The 18,570-nt window shown below is 71.4% G+C and carries 20 protein-coding genes; 6 read left to right on the top strand and 14 right to left on the bottom strand.

Going from position 1 to position 18,570, the window contains the following annotated elements:
* Positions 1 to 49: 49 nt before the first annotated feature.
* From ACIBJB_RS33740 to ACIBJB_RS33725, 4 genes are all read right to left on the bottom strand, one after another.
* A complete protein-coding gene (locus ACIBJB_RS33740; RefSeq protein ID WP_398936324.1) occupies positions 50 to 703 on the bottom strand; it encodes a UdgX family uracil-DNA binding protein in 654 nt (217 codons plus the stop codon).
* Positions 704 to 890: 187 nt separating this feature from the next.
* A complete protein-coding gene (gene mqnE, locus ACIBJB_RS33735; protein WP_398936322.1) occupies positions 891 to 2,054 on the bottom strand; it encodes an aminofutalosine synthase MqnE in 1,164 nt (387 codons plus the stop codon).
* Positions 2,055 to 2,110: 56 nt separating this feature from the next.
* A complete protein-coding gene (locus tag ACIBJB_RS33730; protein WP_057608043.1) occupies positions 2,111 to 2,566 on the bottom strand; it encodes an Lrp/AsnC family transcriptional regulator in 456 nt (151 codons plus the stop codon).
* Positions 2,567 to 2,688: 122 nt separating this feature from the next.
* The gene (locus tag ACIBJB_RS33725; protein ID WP_398936320.1) at positions 2,689 to 3,372 is read right to left on the bottom strand and encodes a UbiX family flavin prenyltransferase; all 684 of its coding nucleotides are present in this window, start codon (positions 3,370 to 3,372) and stop codon (positions 2,689 to 2,691) included.
* 92 nt (positions 3,373 to 3,464) lie between these two features.
* Here ACIBJB_RS33725 and ACIBJB_RS33720 point away from each other — a divergent pair, with 92 nt between their 5' ends.
* Positions 3,465 to 4,085, top strand: a complete 621-nt coding sequence (locus ACIBJB_RS33720; protein WP_398936318.1) for a rhomboid family intramembrane serine protease — start codon at positions 3,465 to 3,467, stop codon at positions 4,083 to 4,085.
* Between the two features lie 120 nt (positions 4,086 to 4,205).
* On the opposite strand, the gene ACIBJB_RS33715 is transcribed toward ACIBJB_RS33720, so the two are convergent.
* On the bottom strand, positions 4,206 to 4,580 hold the full coding sequence (locus ACIBJB_RS33715) for a peptidoglycan-binding protein (RefSeq protein WP_398936316.1): 375 nt from the start codon (positions 4,578 to 4,580) through the stop codon (positions 4,206 to 4,208).
* A 307-nt stretch (positions 4,581 to 4,887) separates the two neighbouring features.
* Between ACIBJB_RS33715 and ACIBJB_RS33710 the strand changes: the two genes are divergently transcribed.
* Positions 4,888 to 7,155, top strand: a complete 2,268-nt coding sequence (locus tag ACIBJB_RS33710; protein ID WP_398936314.1) for a BTAD domain-containing putative transcriptional regulator — start codon at positions 4,888 to 4,890, stop codon at positions 7,153 to 7,155.
* Here the strand turns inward: ACIBJB_RS33710 and mqnP are convergent.
* Genes mqnP through ACIBJB_RS33695 form a run of 3 tightly spaced genes read right to left on the bottom strand, consistent with a single transcriptional unit; the run spans position 7,145 to position 9,983 of the window.
* Positions 7,145 to 8,062 carry a menaquinone biosynthesis prenyltransferase MqnP gene (mqnP, locus tag ACIBJB_RS33705; protein ID WP_398936312.1) on the bottom strand — a complete coding sequence of 306 codons (918 nt, stop codon included), beginning with the start codon at positions 8,060 to 8,062 and terminating at the stop codon, positions 7,145 to 7,147. The genes ACIBJB_RS33710 and mqnP overlap by 11 nt on opposite strands.
* Positions 8,059 to 8,529, bottom strand: a complete 471-nt coding sequence (locus ACIBJB_RS33700; protein ID WP_398936310.1) for a hypothetical protein — start codon at positions 8,527 to 8,529, stop codon at positions 8,059 to 8,061. Before ACIBJB_RS33700 ends, mqnP begins: the two co-directional genes overlap by 4 nt.
* Positions 8,526 to 9,983, bottom strand: a complete 1,458-nt coding sequence (locus ACIBJB_RS33695) for a menaquinone biosynthesis decarboxylase (protein ID WP_398936308.1) — start codon at positions 9,981 to 9,983, stop codon at positions 8,526 to 8,528. Before ACIBJB_RS33695 ends, ACIBJB_RS33700 begins: the two co-directional genes overlap by 4 nt.
* A gap of 87 nt (positions 9,984 to 10,070) precedes the next feature.
* Here ACIBJB_RS33695 and ACIBJB_RS33690 point away from each other — a divergent pair, with 87 nt between their 5' ends.
* The gene (locus ACIBJB_RS33690; RefSeq protein ID WP_398936306.1) at positions 10,071 to 10,463 is read left to right on the top strand and encodes a PLD nuclease N-terminal domain-containing protein; all 393 of its coding nucleotides are present in this window, start codon (positions 10,071 to 10,073) and stop codon (positions 10,461 to 10,463) included.
* Positions 10,464 to 10,544: 81 nt separating this feature from the next.
* Entirely contained in the window at positions 10,545 to 11,939 is a 1,395-nt protein-coding gene (locus tag ACIBJB_RS33685; RefSeq protein WP_398936304.1) for a purine-cytosine permease family protein, read from the top strand.
* Between the two features lie 4 nt (positions 11,940 to 11,943).
* Here ACIBJB_RS33685 and ACIBJB_RS33680 read toward each other — a convergent pair whose 3' ends face one another.
* The 3 genes from ACIBJB_RS33680 to ACIBJB_RS33670 all read right to left on the bottom strand — a co-directional run bounded on the left by ACIBJB_RS33680 (position 11,944) and on the right by ACIBJB_RS33670 (position 14,273).
* Positions 11,944 to 12,765: a hypothetical protein gene (locus ACIBJB_RS33680; protein ID WP_398936302.1), complete on the bottom strand. Its 822-nt coding sequence runs from the start codon at positions 12,763 to 12,765 to the stop codon at positions 11,944 to 11,946.
* Between the two features lie 91 nt (positions 12,766 to 12,856).
* Positions 12,857 to 13,831, bottom strand: coding sequence for an isopenicillin N synthase family dioxygenase (locus ACIBJB_RS33675; protein WP_398936300.1), 975 nt, complete (start codon positions 13,829 to 13,831; stop codon positions 12,857 to 12,859).
* Positions 13,824 to 14,273 (bottom strand): nucleoside deaminase, encoded by a 450-nt coding sequence (locus ACIBJB_RS33670; RefSeq protein ID WP_398936298.1) that lies wholly within the window; start codon positions 14,271 to 14,273, stop codon positions 13,824 to 13,826. The genes ACIBJB_RS33675 and ACIBJB_RS33670 overlap by 8 nt, the downstream gene beginning before the upstream one ends.
* A gap of 93 nt (positions 14,274 to 14,366) precedes the next feature.
* Here ACIBJB_RS33670 and ACIBJB_RS33665 point away from each other — a divergent pair, with 93 nt between their 5' ends.
* Positions 14,367 to 15,680: a PucR family transcriptional regulator gene (locus tag ACIBJB_RS33665; protein ID WP_398936296.1), complete on the top strand. Its 1,314-nt coding sequence runs from the start codon at positions 14,367 to 14,369 to the stop codon at positions 15,678 to 15,680.
* Here ACIBJB_RS33665 and ACIBJB_RS33660 read toward each other — a convergent pair.
* A complete protein-coding gene (locus tag ACIBJB_RS33660; protein WP_398936294.1) occupies positions 15,662 to 16,576 on the bottom strand; it encodes a transglutaminase-like domain-containing protein in 915 nt (304 codons plus the stop codon). The two genes, ACIBJB_RS33665 and ACIBJB_RS33660, sit on opposite strands and share 19 nt — an antisense overlap.
* 113 nt (positions 16,577 to 16,689) lie before the next feature.
* Entirely contained in the window at positions 16,690 to 17,664 is a 975-nt protein-coding gene (locus ACIBJB_RS33655; protein ID WP_398936292.1) for a zinc-binding alcohol dehydrogenase family protein, read from the bottom strand.
* Between the two features lie 87 nt (positions 17,665 to 17,751).
* Here ACIBJB_RS33655 and ACIBJB_RS33650 point away from each other — a divergent pair, with 87 nt between their 5' ends.
* Entirely contained in the window at positions 17,752 to 18,078 is a 327-nt protein-coding gene (locus tag ACIBJB_RS33650; RefSeq protein WP_398936289.1) for an ArsR/SmtB family transcription factor, read from the top strand.
* Between the two features lie 29 nt (positions 18,079 to 18,107).
* On the opposite strand, the gene ACIBJB_RS33645 is transcribed toward ACIBJB_RS33650, so the two are convergent.
* Positions 18,108 to 18,506: a hypothetical protein gene (locus ACIBJB_RS33645; protein WP_398936287.1), complete on the bottom strand. Its 399-nt coding sequence runs from the start codon at positions 18,504 to 18,506 to the stop codon at positions 18,108 to 18,110.
* Between the last annotated feature and the right edge of the window lie 64 nt (positions 18,507 to 18,570).

Below are 18,570 nucleotides of genomic sequence, written 5' to 3'. Positions count from 1 at the left end.
TTAGGCATTACGCATCTGGCGCCTCAAGCTGATTCCGGCGTCACCTGCGTCACCCCAGCGCCCGGGCCGCCACCTCCAGGTCCGCCACCAGTCCCCGGTACGCGCCCTCCCTGTCCTCGGCCCGCAGCACGGCCGACGGATGCACGGTCGGCACGAGCCGCTCCCGTCTGCCGTGGATCTCCTCCTCCAGCACGGTCCCGCGCACCTGCGTCACCCGGAACGACGAGCCGAGCAGCGCCTTGCCCGCGGTGGCGCCGAGGACGACGATCAACTCCGGTTCGACGATCTCCAGCTCCTTGGCGAGCCAGGGGCCGCAGGCCGTCATCTCCCGGAGACTGGGCGCCTTGTGGATACGGCGTTTGCGGGGCTCGGCCTGCGTGAACTTGAAGTGCTTCACCGCGTTGGTGACGTAGGTGTGCTCGGGTTCGATACCGGCCTCCGCGAGGGCCCGGTCGAGCAGCTTCCCGGCGGGCCCGACGAACGGCTTCCCCTGCCGGTCCTCCTGATCGCCGGGTTGCTCCCCGACGAGCATCACGCGCGCGTGTGCGCTGCCCTCGCCGAACACGGTCTGCGTGGCGTCCCGGTGCAGGGGACAGCCACGACAGCCGGCGGCGGCCTTGCGCAGGGCGGGCAGGCCCCGGGCCCCGTGCGGCACGAACGGTTCTGCGGTGTAGGCGTCCTCAGGCGCTCGGGTGGTCACCATGGGATTCGAGTACCCGCCGTGGGGGCTCGGACCCATGTCGCCTGCGGCTGCGCTGTGGCTGGTCGCGCAGTTCCCCGCGCCCCTTCCGTGCGTACGGCCAGGCGTGCTTCGACCGTTCCCACCTGGGGGCGCGGGGAACTGCGCGACCAGCCCCCGCGGCGGCGCAGACGAAGAACCACCGGAACCGTCAGAAGCGCATCGACTGCGGTGCCTCCCGGCGGGCCGGGTCCGCGGCGTCGTACTCGCGGATGATCTCGTAGCGCGTGTTCCGCTCCACCGGGCGGAAGCCCGCGTCGCGGATCAGGTCCAGCAGGTCCTCGCGGGTCAGCTTGTTCGGCGTGCCGTAGTTGTCGGCGTCGTGGGTGATCTTGTACTCGACCACCGAGCCGTCCATGTCGTCCGCGCCGTGCTGGAGGGCCAGCTGGGCGGTCTGGACGCCGTGCATGACCCAGAACACCTTGACGTGCGGGACGTTGTCGAACAGCAGCCGGGAGACCGCGAAGGTCTTCAGGGCCTCCGCGCCCGTCGCCATCCGCGTGCGCGCCTGGAGCCGGTTCCTGACCTTGCCGTCCTTCACGTCCACGAAGTCGTGCTGGTAGCGCAGCGGGATGAAGACCTGGAAGCCGCCGGTCTCGTCCTGGAGCTCGCGCAGGCGCAGGACGTGGTCGACGCGGTGCCGGTGCTCCTCGATGTGGCCGTACAGCATGGTGCTCGGGGTCTTGAGACCCTTCTCGTGCGCCAGGCGGTGGATCCGGGACCAGTCCTCCCAGTGGGTCCTGTGGTCCACGATGTGCTGCCGGACCTCCCAGTCGAAGATCTCCGCACCACCGCCGGTCAGGGACTCCAGGCCCGCGTCGATCAGTTCGTCGAGGATCTCGGAGGCCGAGAGACCGCTGATCGTCTCGAAGTGGTGGATCTCCGTCGCCGTGAACGCCTTCAGGGAGACATCCGGAAGCGCCGCCTTCAGCTCGCGCAGCGACCGCGGGTAGTAGCGCCACGGCAGGTTCGGGTGCAGGCCGTTGACGATGTGCAGTTCGGTGAGGTTCTCGCCCTCCATCGCCTTGGCGAGCTTCACCGCCTCCTCGATGCGCATCGTGTACGCGTCCTTCTCGCCCGGCTTGCGCTGGAAGGAGCAGTAGGCGCAGGACGCCGTGCACACGTTGGTCATGTTGAGGTGGCGGTTGACGTTGAAGTGGACGACGTCGCCGTTCTTCCGCGTCCGCACCTCGTGCGCGAGGCCGCCGAGCCAGGCCAGGTCGTCCGACTCGTACAGTGCGATGCCGTCCTCACGGGTCAGCCGTTCACCGGCCCCGACCTTCTCCTCCAGCTCGCGCTTGAGCCCGACATCCATGCCCACACCTCTTCCGACAACCCGACCGACCCCGAACGACTCCGACCACCGTACGTCTACGCCTCTTCGGGCAGCTCTCCGACCCGGTTCTCCCACTTCGTGGAGAGCACGATGGTGGTACGGGTCCGGGAGACGCCCTTGGTCCCGGACAGCCGCCGGATGATCTTCTCCAGGCCGTCGACGTCCGATGCCCGGACCTTGAGCATGTACGAGTCGTCGCCCGCGATGAACCAGCAGTCCTCGATCTCGCCGAGGTCCCGCAGCCGGCGCGCCACGTCCTCGTGGTCGACCGCGTCCCCCAGCGAGATACCGATCAGCGCGGTGACGCCGAGGCCGAGCGAGGCGGCGTCGACGGTGGCGCGGTAACCGGTGATGACCCCGGCCGCCTCCAGCCGGTTGATGCGGTCGGTGACGCTGGGTCCCGACAGACCGACGAGGCGTCCCAGCTCCGCGTAGGAGGCCCGGCCGTTCTCCCTCAGGGCCTGGATGAGCTGCCTGTCCACCGCGTCCATGCGATCGAAGCCTTCCGCTGAAAAGTGCCTGAAGTGATGAGAGGTACTGCCACGTGCCTTGCTGACTGCTTGCCTTACTGGCCGCTTGCCTCACTGGCCGCTTGCCTTACTGGCCGCTTGCCTTAGTGACCCGACGTGCCGCCGCCCAGTTCCCCCTGCCAGCGTCGGTACAGGTCGTGCCGAACGCCCGCCGCGTCCAGCACCCGCCCGGCGACGAAGTCCACCAGGTCCTGGATGTGGGTGGCACCCGCGTAGAAACCCGGTGAGGCCGGGACCACGCTCGCGCCGGCATCGTCGAGCGTGACGAGGTGCCGGAGGGTCTGGCCGTTCAAGGGGGTCTCCCGTACGGCCACGACCAGCTTGCGGCGCTCCTTGAGGGTGACGCTCGCGGCCCGCTGCAGCAGGTCCTTGGAGAGGCCGAGGGCGACTCCCGCGACGCAGGCGGTGGAGGCGGGGACGATCAGCATCCCCTTGCTCGGATACGACCCGGAGGACGGCCCCGCGGCCAGGTCCCCGGCGTTCCAGTACCGCACGTCGGTGGTGTCCGCCTCGAAGGTGCCGGGCTTGCCGTCGGCCCCCCGGTCCAGCCATTCCCGCAGGTCCTCGCGCCAGTGCGCGTCCCGGAAGGAGATCCCCGTCTCGTCGAGGAGGGTGAGCCGCGAGGCACGGGAGATCACCAGGTCGACACTCTCACCGGCGGCGAGGAGCGCACGCAGCACCGACGCGGCATACGGGGTGCCGGAGGCGCCGGACACCCCTACGATCCAAGGTGTACGCCGTGTCTCTCCTGGCTTGACTGGGTTCACACCCCCGAGCCTATCCGGCGTCACAGGGTGGGAACCGGTCAAGGGGCCCGGTCGTTCCTTGGATGGGGACGAGTGAGTGGTGGGGGGTTGCCATGACGGGCAGGGAACTCGAGCGGTCGCGCGGTGAGCGTTGGTCGCGCGGTGACCGTGCGAAGGCGGCGGCCAAGCTGATGGTGGGCTGGGTCGCGCTGCTGTGGCTGCTGGAAGTGGTGGACGTGGCGAGCGGCCACGCGCTCGACGGCCTCGGCATCACGCCCCGCACCCCGTCCGAGCTGGTCGACGTCGTGCCGGCCGCCTTCATCCACTTCGGCTTCGCCCACGTGGCCGCGAACAGCGTCCCGCTGCTGGTCATGGGCTTCCTCGCGGCCCTCGGCGGGCTGCGCCGGTTCGCCGCCGTCTGCGCCCTGATCATCGTGGCCGACGGCCTCGGCGTCTGGCTCATAGCCCCGGCCCACACCAACACGGCGGGCGCGTCGGGCCTGATCTTCGGCCTGTTCGGCTACCTGCTGGTGAGCGGTTTCGTGGAGCGCCGCCCGCTGGGGGTGCTGGCGGGGCTGCTGGTCGGTGCGGTCTGGGGCAGCTCGATCGTGGTGGGCCTGGCGCCGACGCAGACGGGGGTCAGCTGGCAGGCGCACCTGGTGGGCCTGCTCGCGGGGGTGGCGGCGGCGTTCGCCTTCCGGCGCCGGGCGACCCCGGCGGTGCTCACGCCGTAGGGGCGCGGACCGGGCCGCCGTCACACACGGAGGCGGCGCCGGGGATGCGGCGCCGCCTCGGTGGCCGGCAGTCCCCAGGGGCCCTGGGGAATCAGCGGCCGGGAGTGCTATGACAGTGCGTCAGCACGCATAGGAGCTCGACGCGGCCCAGTAGTTGAGCCGGCTCCACGTGATGGGACCGATGATCCCGTCGTCGTCGATGCCCACACAGCGCTGGAACCTCACTACCGCGGCCCGGGTGTTCGAGCCGAAGTAACCGTCCACCGTGAGGTTGTCGCCGGTCATGGCCCAGTTCAGCTCGCACTGCGCCTGCTGGACCGCGACCTTGAACGCGCTGGGTGCGTAGGAGAGCTGGGGCTCGCTGCCGGTGTACGTACAGCGGCCCGAGATGATCGCGGCCTGGGCGGGTGCCGCGGTGACGAGCGGCAGCGCGCCGGCGACACCCACAGTCGCGAGACCGGCCACCATCAGCGAGACGATTCGCTTACGGATCACTTGTTCATCCCCTTGTAGAGGTACCTGCGGTGGGACCGGAGCACCGCCGCTTGTGCCGCGGGCAGGTGCTCGGCCGCAACCACTGTCGGACCGGGCGCCGTAACCGGGGCGCAGTCCCGGTGCAGCCCTGGTGCAGTGGCGGTCCTGTAGCGGCTGGTTCTGGGGTTGTTCGATCGGCTCATGAGCGCCGATCCTGGACAGCGGCGGTCTGGTACCCCTCTGGACGCCCGGTGGACCGCCGGGTGGACCGCGGGGGCCGTCGTCAGGGGATTCTCGGGGGCATTTCGGGGACATTTCGGGGGGAAATGTGGAGTTCTGTCTGCTCGGTCCTGTGGAGGTACGGGCTTCTGGCCGACTCCTGGCGCCGTTCGCGCGCAAGCCGACCGCGCTGCTGACGGCCGGACTGCTCGACGCCGGACGGGTGGTGTCGGTGGACCGGCTGATCGACGCCGTGTGGGGCGAGAGCCCCCCGGACACGGCCGCCAAGCTGGTGCAGAGCTATGTGTCGCGGCTCAGACAGGTGCTGCACCGGCCGGACCGCCCCGAGGTGATCGTGACCCGGCCCGGCGGCTATCTCTTCCTGGCCCGGCCGGACGGACTCGATGTGCGCCGCTTCCAGGAACTGCTGGAACGCGGCCGTACGCAGGCGGGCAAGGGCGAGCACGCGACTGCCGCGAACACTCTGGAGGCGGCGCTCGGCCTGTGGCGCGGGCCGGCTCTCGGCGGCCCGGCGACCTCGTCGCTCCAGCTGGAGGCGGCCCGGCTGGAGGAGATGCGGATGACCGCCGTCGAGGAGATGCTCGACGCGCGGCTGGCGGCGGGCGGCGGGGCCGAGCTGGTCGGCGAGCTGACCCGGCTCGTGGACGGACAGCCGCTGCGGGAGCGGCCGCGCGGCCTGCTCATGGCGGCCCTGCACCGCTGCGGGCGCCGGGCGGAGGCCCTGCGGGTGTACCGGGACGGCCACCGGGTGCTCCGTACGGAACTGGGCATCGAGCCGAGCCACGCGTTACGGGACCTGCACGCGCGGCTGCTGACCGGCGACGTCAGGGACACCGCCCGCCCTGCGGACGGTGTTCCCGACACCGCGAACCGGGCCCCGGCCGTCACCCCCGCCGCCGAGCACCAGGAGGAGACCAGGAGGCCCACCGCTCACCCCTCTCCGGTACCGACTCCCGTCCGTGCCGTTCCCCCGGTACGCCGCGGACGACAGGGCAAAAGACCCGGCCTGCCACCGCCCGCGCAGCTCCCCGCCCCGCCCCGCCGGCTGACCGGCCGCGACGCCGAGGCGGACCGGCTCGTCTCCGCCCTGCTCGACACCGGCACCGGCACCGACACCGGCCCACGGCTCTGCGTCATCCACGGCATGGCCGGCGTCGGCAAGTCCGCGCTCACCCTGGACGTGGCCAACCGGCTGGCGGCGGCCTTCCCGGACGGACAGCTGTACGCCGAGTTGTGCGGCGCGGACCCCGCACAGGCGGCGCCGCCGGACAGGATCCTCGGCGGATTCCTCCACGCTCTGGGGATACGGCCCACCCGCCTTCCCGCGTCCACCGCCGAACGCGCGGCCGCGTATCGCAGTCTCCTGGCCGGCCGGCGCGTCCTCGTCGTCCTGGACGACGCCGCCGCGGAGCACCAGGTCCGGCCGCTCCTCCCGGGTGCCGGTGCCGGCGCGGTGCTGGTCAACAGCCGCCGGACGCTGCCCGGCCTCGATGCGACAGCCCGGGTCGGCCTGGAGGTGCTCGACCGGGAGCAGACGCTGCGGCTGCTCGGCCGGCTGGTAGGTCATGACCGGCTCACCGCCGAGGCCACCGCCGCCGGCGAGATCGCCCGGTGGTCCGGTGGCCTGCCGCTCGCCGTACAGGCCGTCGGGTCCCGGCTGCGCACCAACGACCGGTGGCGGCTGCGGACACTCGCCGACCGGCTCGGCGACGAGAGCCGCCGGCTGGACGAGCTGGCCTGCGGGGACCTGGACGTCCGCGCCGGAATCAAGGCCGGTTGCCGGGCCCTGCGGGAGCCGGAACGCCGTGCGCTGCACCTCCTGGGCCTGCTGGGTCTGCCCGACTTCGCGGCCTGGGTCGCCGGGTCGCTGCTGGGCGTGGACCTGCCGTCCGCGCAGCACCTGGTCGAACGACTGGCGGGGGCGCGACTGCTGGAACCGCTCGGCGTGGACGGGGCCGGGCAGACCAGATACCGGTTCCACGACCTGGTACGGCTGTACGCGCGGGAGCGGGCCGAGCAGGAGATACCCCCCGAGCAGCGCCTCGCGGCGGTGTCACGCCTGCTGCGCTCCTGGCTGACGCTGGTCTGCCGGGCCGGGGCCATCGAGGCCGGCGGCACCGTGCACCTCAAGCCCCGGGCCGCGCACGACGCGGCCGATCCCACGCTCGCGGCGATGCTGCTCGACCGGCCGGGGGCCTGGCTCGCGTCCGAACACACGTCGCTGGTGACCGCCGTCGACCGGGCTGCCGGGCTCGGCCTCGACGAGCAGGTGGGCGACCTGGCGGCGGCGCTCGTTCAGGTGCGCCTGCGGGTCCACGGCTGGTTCGCACCGCCGCCACGACCCACTACGGCGTGAGGCCCCGCACCAGCAGATCCAGCAACGCACATCCGAACAGGGCAATCCCGATGAAGCCGTTGACGCTGAAGAACGCCCGGTTCAGCCGGGACAGATCATGCGGCCGCACGATCGAGTGCTCGTACACGAACGCACCCGCGACGATCATCAGCCCCACCCAGAAGAACCCACCTGCCTCCGTCGCGACGGCGTACCAGATGAGGAGGGACATCGTCAGGATGTGACAGACCCGGGCACCCCAGATCGCCGCCGGGATGCCGAAGCGCGCCGGCACCGACATGACGCCGATCTCGCGGTCCGTCTCCACGTCCTGGCAGGCGTAGATCAGATCGAACCCGCCGATCCAGATGCCGACCGCGAGGCCCAGGATGACCGCGTCCCAGGACCACTCCCCGGTGATCGCGAGCCAGCCGCCCACCGGCCCCATCGCCTGGGCGAGACCCAGGATGGCCTGCGGGAAGTTCGTGAACCGCTTGCCGTACGGGTAGACCACCATCGGGATGACGGCGACCGGGGCCAGTGCCAGGCACAGCGGGTTCAGCAGCGCCGCCGAGCCGAGGAAGACCACGACCGCGACCAGCGCACCGGTCCAGGCGTGCTTCACCGACATCGCACCGGTGACCAGCTCCCGCTGTGCCGTGCGGGGGTTCCGCGCGTCGATCTCCCGGTCGATGATCCGGTTGACCGCCATCGCGAAGGTCCGCAGGCCCACCATGCAGATCGTCACCAGGAGCAGCCGCCCCCAGTGGATGTTCTTGTCCCACTCGAACATCGCGGTGAGCGCGGCGATGTACGCGAACGGCAACGCGAAGACCGAGTGCTCGATCATCACCAACCGCAGGAAGCCCTTCACCTTCCCGGTCGGCTGCGGCGCCGGGCCCACGACCCCGTCGGCGGTGGTCATCATGCGAGGCTCCCGAGGAAGGCGTCGAGGTCGGTCAGAAGTGCGGCGGCGGGCAGCGGGCCCGTCTCCACGGTCAGCGGTGTCCCGGCGTCGTCGGGCGGGGTGACGTGCGCCGTGAAGTCGTAGTCGTCCGCGCCGGCCGGACGGGCGTCCAGTCGCAGCGCCGCTCCGCCGTCGACCGTGAACGGACCGTCCGCCGCGGCGAGCCCCGCGCGCAGCCGCTCCGCGAAGTCGGCGGGTTCGGCGTCGCGCACACCGGGCAGCTCGAAGCCGTCGCCCTCGCCGCCGTGCTCGAAGAGGACCGCCCAGGTGTCACCGGGACCGGCGAGTTCCTCCGGCGTGACGCCCGCCTGTTCGGCTGCCAGCCGGACGCCCGGGTCGGCCGGGTCCAGCTCGGGCCGCACGAGCGCCACATAGTCGGTGTCGGTACCGATGAACAGGGCCGGACCGCCCACGGCGATGGGACTCAAAGGCCGTACTCCTTCCACCGGCGGTCGACCTTCGCCGCCGTCTCGGGGTCGGACAGGACCATCTCGGGCCAGCCGCCGTCCCGTGTGTAGCCCTCCTCGGGCCATTTCCGCGTCGCGTCGATGCCCGCCTTGCCGCCCCAGAACTGCTGGTAGGAGGCATGGTCGAGGTGATCGACGGGTCCCTCGACGACCGAGAGGTCACGGGCGTAGTCCGTGTTGCCCAGCGCCCGCCAGGCGACCTCGTGCAGATCGTGCACGTCGCAGTCCGCGTCGACGACCACGATCAGCTTGGTCAGGGACATCATGTGTGCCCCCCACACCGCGTGCATCACCTTCTGCGCGTGCTTCGGGTACTTCTTGTCGATCGAGACGATCGCGCAGTTGTGGAAGCCGCCCGCCTCGGGCAGGTGGTAGTCCACGATGTCCGGCACGATGATCTTCAGCAGGGGGAGGAAGAAGCGTTCCGTCGCACGGCCCAGCGGTCCGTCCTCCGTCGGGGGTCGGCCTACGACGATCGACTGAAGCAGTGGCCGCTTCCGCATCGTCACGCAGTCGATCCTCAGCGCCGGGAACGGCTCCTGCGGTGTGTAGAACCCGGTGTGGTCGCCGAAGGGTCCCTCCGGCAGCATCTCGCCCGGCTCCAGCCAGCCCTCGATGACCACCTCGGCCTGCGCCGGGACCTGGAGCGGGACCGTCTTGCAGTCCACCATCTCGATCCGCTTGCCGGCGATGAACCCGGCGAAGAGGTACTCGTCGATGTCGCCGGGGAGGGGGGCCGTGGAGGCGTAGGTGACCGCGGGCGGGCAGCCGAAGGCGATGGCCACCGGGAGGCGTTCGCCCCGCCGGGCCGCGACCTGGTAGTGGTTGCGGCTGTCCTTGTGGATCTGCCAGTGCATGCCGATCGTGCGCTTGTCGTGGCGCTGCAGGCGGTACAGACCGAGGTTGCGGATCCCGGACTCCGGGTCCTTGGTGTGGGTCAGGCCCAGGTTGAAGAAGGACCCGCCGTCCTGCGGCCAGGTGAAGAGGGCGGGCAGCTGGTCGAGGTCGACGTCGTCCCCGGTGAGGACGACCTCCTGGACCGGGGCGTTGTCGGACTTCACCTTCTTCGGCGGGACGTGTGCCATCGCGCCGAGCTTGCCGAAGGCCTCGCGCACACCCACGAAGCCGTGCGGCAGCTCGGGCCGCAGCAGTCCGCCGATCTTCTCGGAGATGTCGCCGTACGACTTCAGGCCGAGGGCCTTCAGGAGCCGCCGGTCGGTCCCGAAGACGTTCATGGCGAGCGGCATCGCGGACCCACGGACGTTCTCGAAGAGCAGCGCGGGTCCGCCCGCCTTCTGCACCCGGTCGACGATCTCCCCGACCTCGAGATACGGGTCGACCTCGGCCTTGATCCGCTTGAGGTCTCCCTCGCGTTCCAATGCCCTGAGCAGGGAGCGAAGATCGTCGTAAGCCATGGGGTCCAGTATCCCCGAGCCGCTACCCTGACCCCGTCAGGGGCCTGTCACAGGCTCCACACAACGTTCCCTGGGGGCCAAAAGCACATGTTCCGGCTGCTGATGTACCTGATCCCGCTGGCGCTGACGATCTACGCGTTCATCGACTGCCTCAACACCCCCGAGGACGAGGCCAAGCACCTCCCCAAGATCGCCTGGGTCTTCATCATCCTGCTGTTCTGGATCGTCGGGCCCGTCGCGTGGCTCGCGGCCGGCAAGCTGCGCACCCCGCCGGCGAACGGCCGTACGCCCTCGGAGTGGCACCGCAACCACCGCATGGAGTACGTCGCTCCGGACGACAACCCCGAGTTCCTGAACTCCCTCAAGGCCGAGAACAAGAAGGACGAGGCGCTCCTGAAGGACTGGGAGGCCGACCTGCGCCGCCGCGAGGAGGAGCTGAAGCGCCGCGAGTCCGGCGAGGACCCCAGGGACGCCTCCTGACAAGGTGTACGTCGGCGGGCCCCCCGAAACGGACAATGCGCCCCTGGGCGCAGGCCGGTACGGACCGGACACTTACCTCGCATGACGACAGCTCCCGCCGACTCCGCCGGCACCACCCTCGCCCCCGCCTATGGTGACAAGGTCATCGCCGTCGAGTCGGCGGGCTCGGAACCCATCCCCGAGTCCGAACGCCACGGCGGTCCGCTGCAGCTGCTGTGGACCTGGGCCTCTCCGAACATCGAGTTCGCGACCGTCTTCATCGGTGTGATCGCGGTCCTCTTCTTCGGTCTGAGTTTCTGGCAGGCCACGGCCGCCATCGTGCTCGGCACCGCGCTCGGCGCGCTCACCCAGGGCGTGCTGTCCCTGGACGGGCCGCGGTTCGGGGTGCCGCAGATGGTGATCGGCCGCCTCTCCTTCGGCCACCGCGGCAACATCCTGCCCGCCGCGGCCAACGGCCTGGTGGCGGGCGTCGGCTGGTTCGCGGTGAACAGCGTGAGCGCGGCCTTCGCGCTCAACACCCTGACCGGGCTACGGCCGCTGCCGTCCCTCCTGCTCGTGGTGGCCGCCGAGATCCTGATCGGTTTCATCGGCCACAACTTCGTCCACGTCTTCGAGAAGTACGCCTTCCCCGCCCTTGCGGTGATCTTCCTGCTGGCCGGGGTGTGGACCTTCAAGGACGCCGACCTGGGCGGGGGCGGCACGGGCGGCGGAATCGGCGGCTTCCTGCTCGCGTTCAGCGCGGCCTGGGGCTACGCGGCGGGCTGGAACCCGTACGCCTCGGACTACTCGCGCTATCTCCCCCGTACGGCGAACAAGGCCAGGACGGTGCTGTACCCGGCGCTCGGCCTGTTCCTGTCGGTCACCGTGGTCGCGGTGATCGGCGCGGCCTCGGCGACCATCGTGGCCCCCAAGGACGCGACCCCGACGGCGGCCTTCACCGGCCATCTCCCGGGCTGGCTCGGCGACCTGGTACTGCTCGCGATCATCCTGGGCGGGATCTCGGCGAACGCCCTCAACGTGTACTCCGGCGCGATCTCGATCGCCTCCTTCGGCCTGAACCTGCCCGCCTGGCTGAGCCGGAGCGTGCTGGTCGTGGTGTCCGGGGTCGCCGGTACGGCGGCGGCGTGGGCGTCGCTCTCGGACGCGGGGGCGGCGTACGAGGCGTTCCTGCTGGTGATCGCGTACTGGGTGGCGCCGTGGCTGGGCGTGGTCCTGGTGGAGCGGTGGCTGCGGACGCGGGTGCCCCAGGAGCAGCTGGCGGCCCGCCTGACCGACCGCGCCTTCACCAACTGGCCCGGTCTCGCAGCCCTGTTGATCGGCGTGGCGGTGTCCGTGCCGCTCTTCTCCAACCAAACGGACTACGTCGGCTACGTACCGGAGCACTGGCCGTCGTTCGGGGACATCACCCCCGTGGTCGGCTTCGCACTGAGCGCGCTGCTGTACGCGGCGCTGCGCAGGCGGTCACCGGTGCGGTGACCGCTCAGCCCTCCTTCGCCGGGTCGCTGCCGTACAACGCGGAGGCGGTGACCGCCTGTGGGGTTCGGCAGGTGTGCTGTTCCTCGGCCGGTGCCGCCCACAGGGGGATCAGCCCGGCGGCGGAGGACCCGGAGTCCATGCGCAGGTAGTGGCAGACGCCGTTGACGCGCAGGGCCACGGCGTAGACGCCGGTGCCGGCCTCCCTGCCGGAGAGGTCGGTCACCGTGTCCTTGGCGGAGACCAGGCGCTTGTCGGTGAGGAACCGGGTGGCGCCGTCGGCGGTGTGGTCGTAGCCGGCGGCCGACATCTTGCGGTAGGCGTTCGCGGTGGCGGGCTGCCGGGCGAGCAGTCCGCCCAGCTGGGCGGCGAGGCTGCCGGGTCGGCCGTCGGCCTGGGCGTTCGGGCAGGTCATGTCGGTGTGCTTCACGCTGAAGGCGCCGCGGGCGAAGGTGAAGCGGTAGCAGCGGACGGGGTAGGCGCGCGCGGAGACGGTCGTCCCGGTGGGCGGCACCAAGCCCAGCATCACCTCGGCGGTGTGGCCGAGGGCGCCGTCCGCGTCGACGCTCAGCAGCGCGCCGCCGTGTTCCTCGACCTGCGCGACGATCGTGCCCTCGGTGAACTGCCCGCCGTAGGTGCCGCCGCCCGCCGAGTAGAAGCCGGCGGTCAGGTCCTGGCGCAGGTCCTGGGCGAGGGCGGCGGCCTGCGCGTCGACGGCCGAGGTGTCCGGGGCGGTGATCCGCTGGTAGAGCAGGGTGCCACCGACTCCGGCGGCCGCGGCGACGAGGGCGGTCGCCGTGACCAGCAACCCCCCTACGGCTTTCCTCATGTCTCCCCCAGCTGCGACGGCCGCCCCGGAAAACGGCCGTCGCACTGTATCCCCCGTAACCGGAGGGCCTACGGGCGACCCTGGTGTCGCCTCAGTCGACCGTGATCGAGTCCAGCTTCGCCCTCAAGTACACGTGGGAGTCGACGGGTTCATGCGCCACCCGCCCGACCGGTGCCGGTACCGACTCGACGGTCGTGCCCGGGGTGCACTCACCGAAGTAGACGAGGGACATCAGCTCCTCGGCGGGCGCGTCGGCCGGGGGCGGCAGTACCCGGTGGCGTCCGGACCGCCACCGGTCTCCCGTCCAACGGGCCATCAAGTCACCGATGTTGATGGTGAAGGCGTCCGGGTCGAAGGGCGCGTCCTCCCAGCCGCCCTCGTCCGTGAAGACCTGCAGCCCGCCCTTGCCGGCCTGCCGGTCGAGGATCGTCACCGTGCCGAAGTCGGTGTGCGGGCCGATGCGGAACTGGCCCGGCTGCGGCTCCCCGATCACCTCCGTGCCCGGGTACCAGTTGATGTTGAAGCCGTACGTCGGATGGTCCATGTGCCGGGAGAAGAAGTCGGGTTCGAGCCCGAGGGCCACACCGAGGAGGGAGAGCAACTGCTTCTCCAGCTCGCCCATCTTCTCCAGGTACTCCTCGCACAGCGTCCGGAGCTCGGGCACCTCGGCGGGCCAGACGTTCGGCGCGTACCACTCCGCGTTGACGACCGGGTCCTCGAAGGGCTCGTGGGTGGCGAAGGTCAGCGACTCCTTCAGGTCCGGCGGGGTCTCGGTGCCCTCCGAGTAGCCGTTGGCCTCGGCACCGGGACCGAGCCAGCCGCGGCCGCCGACCTTCGCGGAGTACGGCTCCTTGACGTCGACGGGCATCCGGAAGAACGTCCGCGCGGCCTCCCGGATCCGGGAGCGCAGCGCCGGGTCGACGCCGTGTCCGGTGACCAGGAAGAACCCCGCGGTCTGGAGGGCCTCGTCCAGGGTGCGGGCGATGGCGGCGCGGGCGCCGGGGTCCGCGGAGAGCCAGGGCCGCAGGTCGATGGTCGGAATACGGGGCTGGGGGGTGTCATTCACCGATGTCCTCGTTCCACAGTGCCGGGTTGTTCTCGATGAAGTCGCGCATCAGCCGGACGCACTCGGGATCGTCGACGAGCACGATCTCCACACCGTGTTCGGCGAGCCAGTCGTGCCCGCCGTGGAAGGTGGTGGCCTCCCCGACGACGACCCGCCCGATCCCGAACTGCCGGACCAGACCGGAGCAGTACCAGCAGGGCGAAAGGGTCGTCACCATCGTCGTACCGCGATACGACCGCTGCCGTCCCGCCGCCCGGAAGGCGGCCGTCTCCGCGTGCATGGAGGGGTCGTCGTCCTGGACGCGCCGGTTGTGGCCGCGCCCGAGGAGCGTGCCGTCGGCGCCGTAGAGCGCGGCCCCGATGGGGATGCCGCCCTCGGCGAGCCCGGCGCGGGCCTCCTCGACGGCGGTGGCGAGCCACGCGTGAGCCTGTGCCTGATCCATGTCCCTCACTCTCCTGTGGCGGAAACACGAGGGCAACGTGCGGAAAGTACTCTCCCGGCAGCCCACAGCCGGACGAACTGTCGGGAGGCACGCATGCCCGCACTCACCCTTCGCGAGATCCTCGCCCTCGATCCCGTGCGCGCCGCCGAGCCCGAGCTGCTGGCCGGACACACCGCTCTGGACCGCCCGGTGCGCTGGGTCCATTCCAGCGAGGTCTACGAGGGCGCGAACTTCCTGGACGGCGGCGAGCTGCTGCTCACCAACGGTTTCGGGCTGACGGACGCCGACGAGGAGGTCCGGCGGCGGTACGTCCGCGAGCTGGCCGCCCGGGGCGCCGCCGGGCTCGCGGTGGAGGTCGGCCGGTCTTTGCCGGTCATGCCCGCCGAGGTGGCCGACGAGGCCCGCCGCCTGGGCCTGCCCCTGCTGGCCCTGCACCGGGTCGTGCCCTTCGTACGGCTCACGGAGGCCGCCAACCGGGCGATCGTGGCCCGCGGGCTGTCGGGCCGTTCGGTCGTACGGCCATGGGGCGACGACCATACGGCGGCCCTGCTCGCCGACCTGGCCGACCGGGCGGCGCTGAACCAGCCGGAGGTGGAGGCGCGGGCGGCGCTCGCGGGCTTCCACCCCGGCCCCGGTGCCCGCCTGATCGGGGTGTCCCTGCACGGCACGCGGGAGGTAGCGACGGTCGACCGCGCGGTACGGCTGCTCGGCGGCGCGGGCGTGCTGCGGGCCGCGTTCCCGGGGGACGTGCTGGCGCTGCTGTCCCTGCCGGGTGCGCGCACCGGTGACCCGGTGAAGGCGGTCCAGGAGGCCTTCCGCACGGCGTCCGCCCCTGGCCTCACGGTGGCCGTAGGTCACGCTGTCGCCGAGGGCAGCGGCTGGCTGCGCTGGAGCGACACGCTGCGGGCGGCGCGTACGACGCTGGAACTGGCGCTGACCGTCCCCGCGGCCGAAGCGGCCTCCCCCGACGGCCCGTTGGTGACCTCGTCCCGGGCCCTGGCGCTGGAACGCGAACTGACGCGGGGCGGGGTGGACGCCAACCGGGAACGCCTCGCGGCGCTGGTGCAGCACACCCTGGGGCCGTTGCTGGCCTGGGAGGCGGCTCACCCGAGCGACCTGGTCCGCACCCTGGAGACCCACCTCCGCAACGGCTGCTCCCCGACCCGCACCGCAGCCCTGCTCCACATCGGCCGCCAGTCCCTGTACCAACGCCTGGACCGCATCGAGTCGTTGCTGGGATTGGACATCAACGACCCAGACCTGCTGGGCGAGTTGTTGACGGCCACATGCGCACACCGCATGGTGGAGCGCCCCTCAGGGGCGCGGGGCCGTAACATTTGCGGCTCCGCCGCGCGGGCGCGACCAGCCACGACGCTCCCGCAGACGAACTACCCGCGAACCGCCTGACGCAAAGTCACCAGACTCGTCCCGTTGAAGGGTGCGTAACACGTGACCGTTGACGGCGTCCGCAGCACCTCCTCCTCGGCGAACAGCCTCCGCGCGGCCTCGAACGACACGTCCCCGCTCACCACGGGCGCCACCCGGTCGTAGAACTCCCGAGACGCCTCGGGCAACGGCGTCCCCGGCTCCCCGTCGTCCTCACCCCAGACGTCCCACAACAGCGTCTCCACCTTGTTCAGCGCGGCGAGGTCGAGCCGGATGTTCCCGGCCACGAACCGCTCACCGTAGAAGGGCCCCTCGGTCGGCCGGTGCAGCCCGAACTCCGTCTCGTCCGCCCCGTCCTCCCGGATCGCCCGCCAGGCCTCCCCGGCGACGAGGAAACGTGAGCGGGGGACATCCATCGGGTCGAAGTCCACCGGCCAGTTGGCGGTGATCCCGGGGTCGGTCAGCTGTGCGTCCGCGAGCAACCAGCCGCGCTTCTCGTCCCAGTACTCGGTGACCACGTGGTCACCGTGGAAGCGGGTCGGCCAGAAGTAGTCGGCGAACCCGGACCGCAGCCGGGCCGGAATGCCGACATGGCGCAGCAACGAGACGTGCAGCAACGTGAAGTCGCGGCAGATCCCAACGAACCGGTCGTCGGGCTCGCGGCGCACGGTCAGCGGGGCGTCGTTCCGCTCGACGAGGATCCGCAGGACGTCGTCGATGTAGCGGGACTCCGCGTCGTTGTGCAGGCGGTCGGCCGGATGGGTGTGCCCGAAGAGCTCGCCCTCGACGCGGTGGATCATCACATCCCGTACGACACGGGCCAGTTGGCGGACGTCTCGCGGTAGGTCGCGGTAGAGGGAAGCGAGATCGCCCGGGTCGGAGAACGTGCTCTGGGCGGCGTAGAAGGAAAGGGACACGAAGGCCTCCCGAAAGGCGCCATCGACCACGCGTTCGATTACGGGCCGGCGCACCCCACCGTGTCAAAATTCCCCGCCGAATGTCCAGACGGCGGGCAGCCCGGGGTCGCGGCTCAGTCACCGACCCTCAGCAGGAGCTTGCCCGTGCTCGTCCGCGCCCCCATCAGCCGGTGCGCCTCCGCCGCCTCCTCGAGGCCGAACTCGGCGGTCACCGGCAGGGACACCGTGCCGTCGGCCACCGTCGCGAACGCCCGCTCGGACAGCGCCCGCAGTTCGGCCGGGGCCGTCTGCGCGAGCGTGAGGATGGAGAAGCCGCCGACGGAGAGGCCGAGGGGGTACAGCTCGGGCTGGCCCACGGTCCACGCCGGCGCCCCGCTCGCGTTGCCGAAGGAGATCAGGCGCCCGTAGACCGCGAGGGAGGCCAGGGAGGCGCGGAAGGTGTCGCCGCCGACCGGGTCCAGGGCCAGGTCCACGCCGCGCCCGCCGGTCGCCTCCCGCACCGCCTGCTCGAAGTCGCCGACGAACACCTCGTCGTACCCGTGCTCGCGGGCGTACGCCGCCTTGGCCTCGCCGGACACCACGCCGTACACCGTGGCGCCGGCCGCCTTGGCCAACTGGCCTGTCACCGTGCCGATTCCGCCCGCCGCGCCCTGGACCAGGACCGTCTCGCCCGCCCGGAGCCGACCGACGGTGTGCACGAGGGCGTACGCCGTCGGGAGGACCGCCGGCAGGGTGGCCGCCGTGCGCAGTCCGACGCCGGGCGGGAGCGGGAAGACGTTGACCGTGTCGGCCACGGCCACGTCCGCGTAGCCGCCGCCCACCGTGAGGGCGGCGGTCACCTCCTGGCCGACGCGCAGACCGGTCACGCCTTCTCCGAGCGCCCGGACCCGCCCGGAGACCTCCAGACCGGGGACGAACGGCAGCGCCGGCACCCGGTAGCCCTCCGAACGCGCCTTGAGGTCGGCGAAGTTCACCCCGGCGTACGCCACGTCGACGCTCACCTGACCGGGGCCCGGCTCGGGGGCGTCCGCCTCGACGACCTTGAGGACCTCGGGACCGCCGTACTCCTGGATCTCGACCGCGCGCATGCCTCACCTCTACTGTTCAACGAAAATCGAACACTCGCCACTGTATGGTTTCCATCGAACACTCGGCAAGCGGAGCGGAGGGAATCCATGAGCACTCCCCGGCACCGGACCGCCCCCGAGCACACCCACCCGGACGACGTCCCGGTGCTCACCGCGCTCGCCGCGCTCGCCGATCCCGTCCGTCTGACCCTGGTGCGGGAGCTGGCGGGCTCGCCCGAGTGGAGCCGGGCCTGCGGCACCTTCGACGTACCCGTCGGCAAGGCGGGGCTCAGCCACCACTTCGCGGTGCTGCGCGCGGCCGGGCTCGTGGAACAGCGGGACGAGGGGCCCCGGCGCGTCAACCGGCTCCGGCGGGCGGAGTTCGACGCCCGCTTCCCGGGACTGCTGGAGCTCGTGCTCCGACCGGAGTCCTGACCGCCCCTCCCCGTGCCGACCGGACACTTCTAGGCGCCCAGGGTTTCCAGCAGCCGTTCGAACCGAGCCCGCCACCCGGACTCGGTCTCGCCCTCCCCCTCGTACTCGTGGGTGAAGCGCAGTACGGACCCGGCCTCGCCGTCCCGCTCCAGATGGAACCGGACCCGGTCGCCCCGTTCCAGCGTGTACTCCGCGACCCGGTCCACGTCCCACGCGGTGACCTGCCCCTCCCCCAGGTCCGGCAGCACGACCGCGCCGCCGAGCCGGGGTTCGAGCACCTCCACCCCGGTCCACCAGGCCCCCAGCCCCTCCACGGTGGCCACCGCCGGCCAGACCGTCTCCATGGGGACCGGCAGCCGCACCAGGAAGTGCAGGACGCGGGTGCTGCCGTGGGTCCGGCTGCTGCCCTGCTCGACGGAACCGCTCATGACACCAGGGTGGCGCGGAGCCCGGTCGTCCGCACGGCGAAGGCCGGTTCCCCGTGACTCAGAT

It is taken from the genome of Streptomyces sp. NPDC050759, assembly GCF_044456945.1.
Taxonomy (GTDB): Bacteria; Actinomycetota; Actinomycetes; order Streptomycetales; family Streptomycetaceae; genus Streptomyces.
Note: the sequence above shows the minus strand (reverse complement) of the source record. Positions and strands in the feature narration are given on the sequence as shown.

Excerpts from the sequence above, each read along its gene's own strand:
- ACIBJB_RS33740 (WP_398936324.1), bottom strand. The coding sequence starts at position 703 with ATGGTGACCACCCGAGCGCCTGAGGACGCCTACACCGCAGAACCGTTC.
- mqnE (WP_398936322.1), bottom strand. The coding sequence starts at position 2,054 with ATGGATGTCGGGCTCAAGCGCGAGCTGGAGGAGAAGGTCGGGGCCGGT.
- ACIBJB_RS33730 (WP_057608043.1), bottom strand. The coding sequence starts at position 2,566 with ATGGACGCGGTGGACAGGCAGCTCATCCAGGCCCTGAGGGAGAACGGC.
- ACIBJB_RS33720 (WP_398936318.1), top strand. The coding sequence starts at position 3,465 with ATGACGGGCAGGGAACTCGAGCGGTCGCGCGGTGAGCGTTGGTCGCGC.
- mqnP (WP_398936312.1), bottom strand. The coding sequence starts at position 8,062 with ATGATGACCACCGCCGACGGGGTCGTGGGCCCGGCGCCGCAGCCGACC.
- ACIBJB_RS33695 (WP_398936308.1), bottom strand. The coding sequence starts at position 9,983 with ATGGCTTACGACGATCTTCGCTCCCTGCTCAGGGCATTGGAACGCGAG.
- ACIBJB_RS33690 (WP_398936306.1), top strand. The coding sequence starts at position 10,071 with ATGTTCCGGCTGCTGATGTACCTGATCCCGCTGGCGCTGACGATCTAC.
- ACIBJB_RS33685 (WP_398936304.1), top strand. The coding sequence starts at position 10,545 with ATGACGACAGCTCCCGCCGACTCCGCCGGCACCACCCTCGCCCCCGCC.
- ACIBJB_RS33680 (WP_398936302.1), bottom strand. The coding sequence starts at position 12,765 with ATGAGGAAAGCCGTAGGGGGGTTGCTGGTCACGGCGACCGCCCTCGTC.
- ACIBJB_RS33670 (WP_398936298.1), bottom strand. The coding sequence starts at position 14,273 with ATGGATCAGGCACAGGCTCACGCGTGGCTCGCCACCGCCGTCGAGGAG.
- ACIBJB_RS33665 (WP_398936296.1), top strand. The coding sequence starts at position 14,367 with ATGCCCGCACTCACCCTTCGCGAGATCCTCGCCCTCGATCCCGTGCGC.
- ACIBJB_RS33655 (WP_398936292.1), bottom strand. The coding sequence starts at position 17,664 with ATGCGCGCGGTCGAGATCCAGGAGTACGGCGGTCCCGAGGTCCTCAAG.
- ACIBJB_RS33650 (WP_398936289.1), top strand. The coding sequence starts at position 17,752 with ATGAGCACTCCCCGGCACCGGACCGCCCCCGAGCACACCCACCCGGAC.
- ACIBJB_RS33645 (WP_398936287.1), bottom strand. The coding sequence starts at position 18,506 with ATGAGCGGTTCCGTCGAGCAGGGCAGCAGCCGGACCCACGGCAGCACC.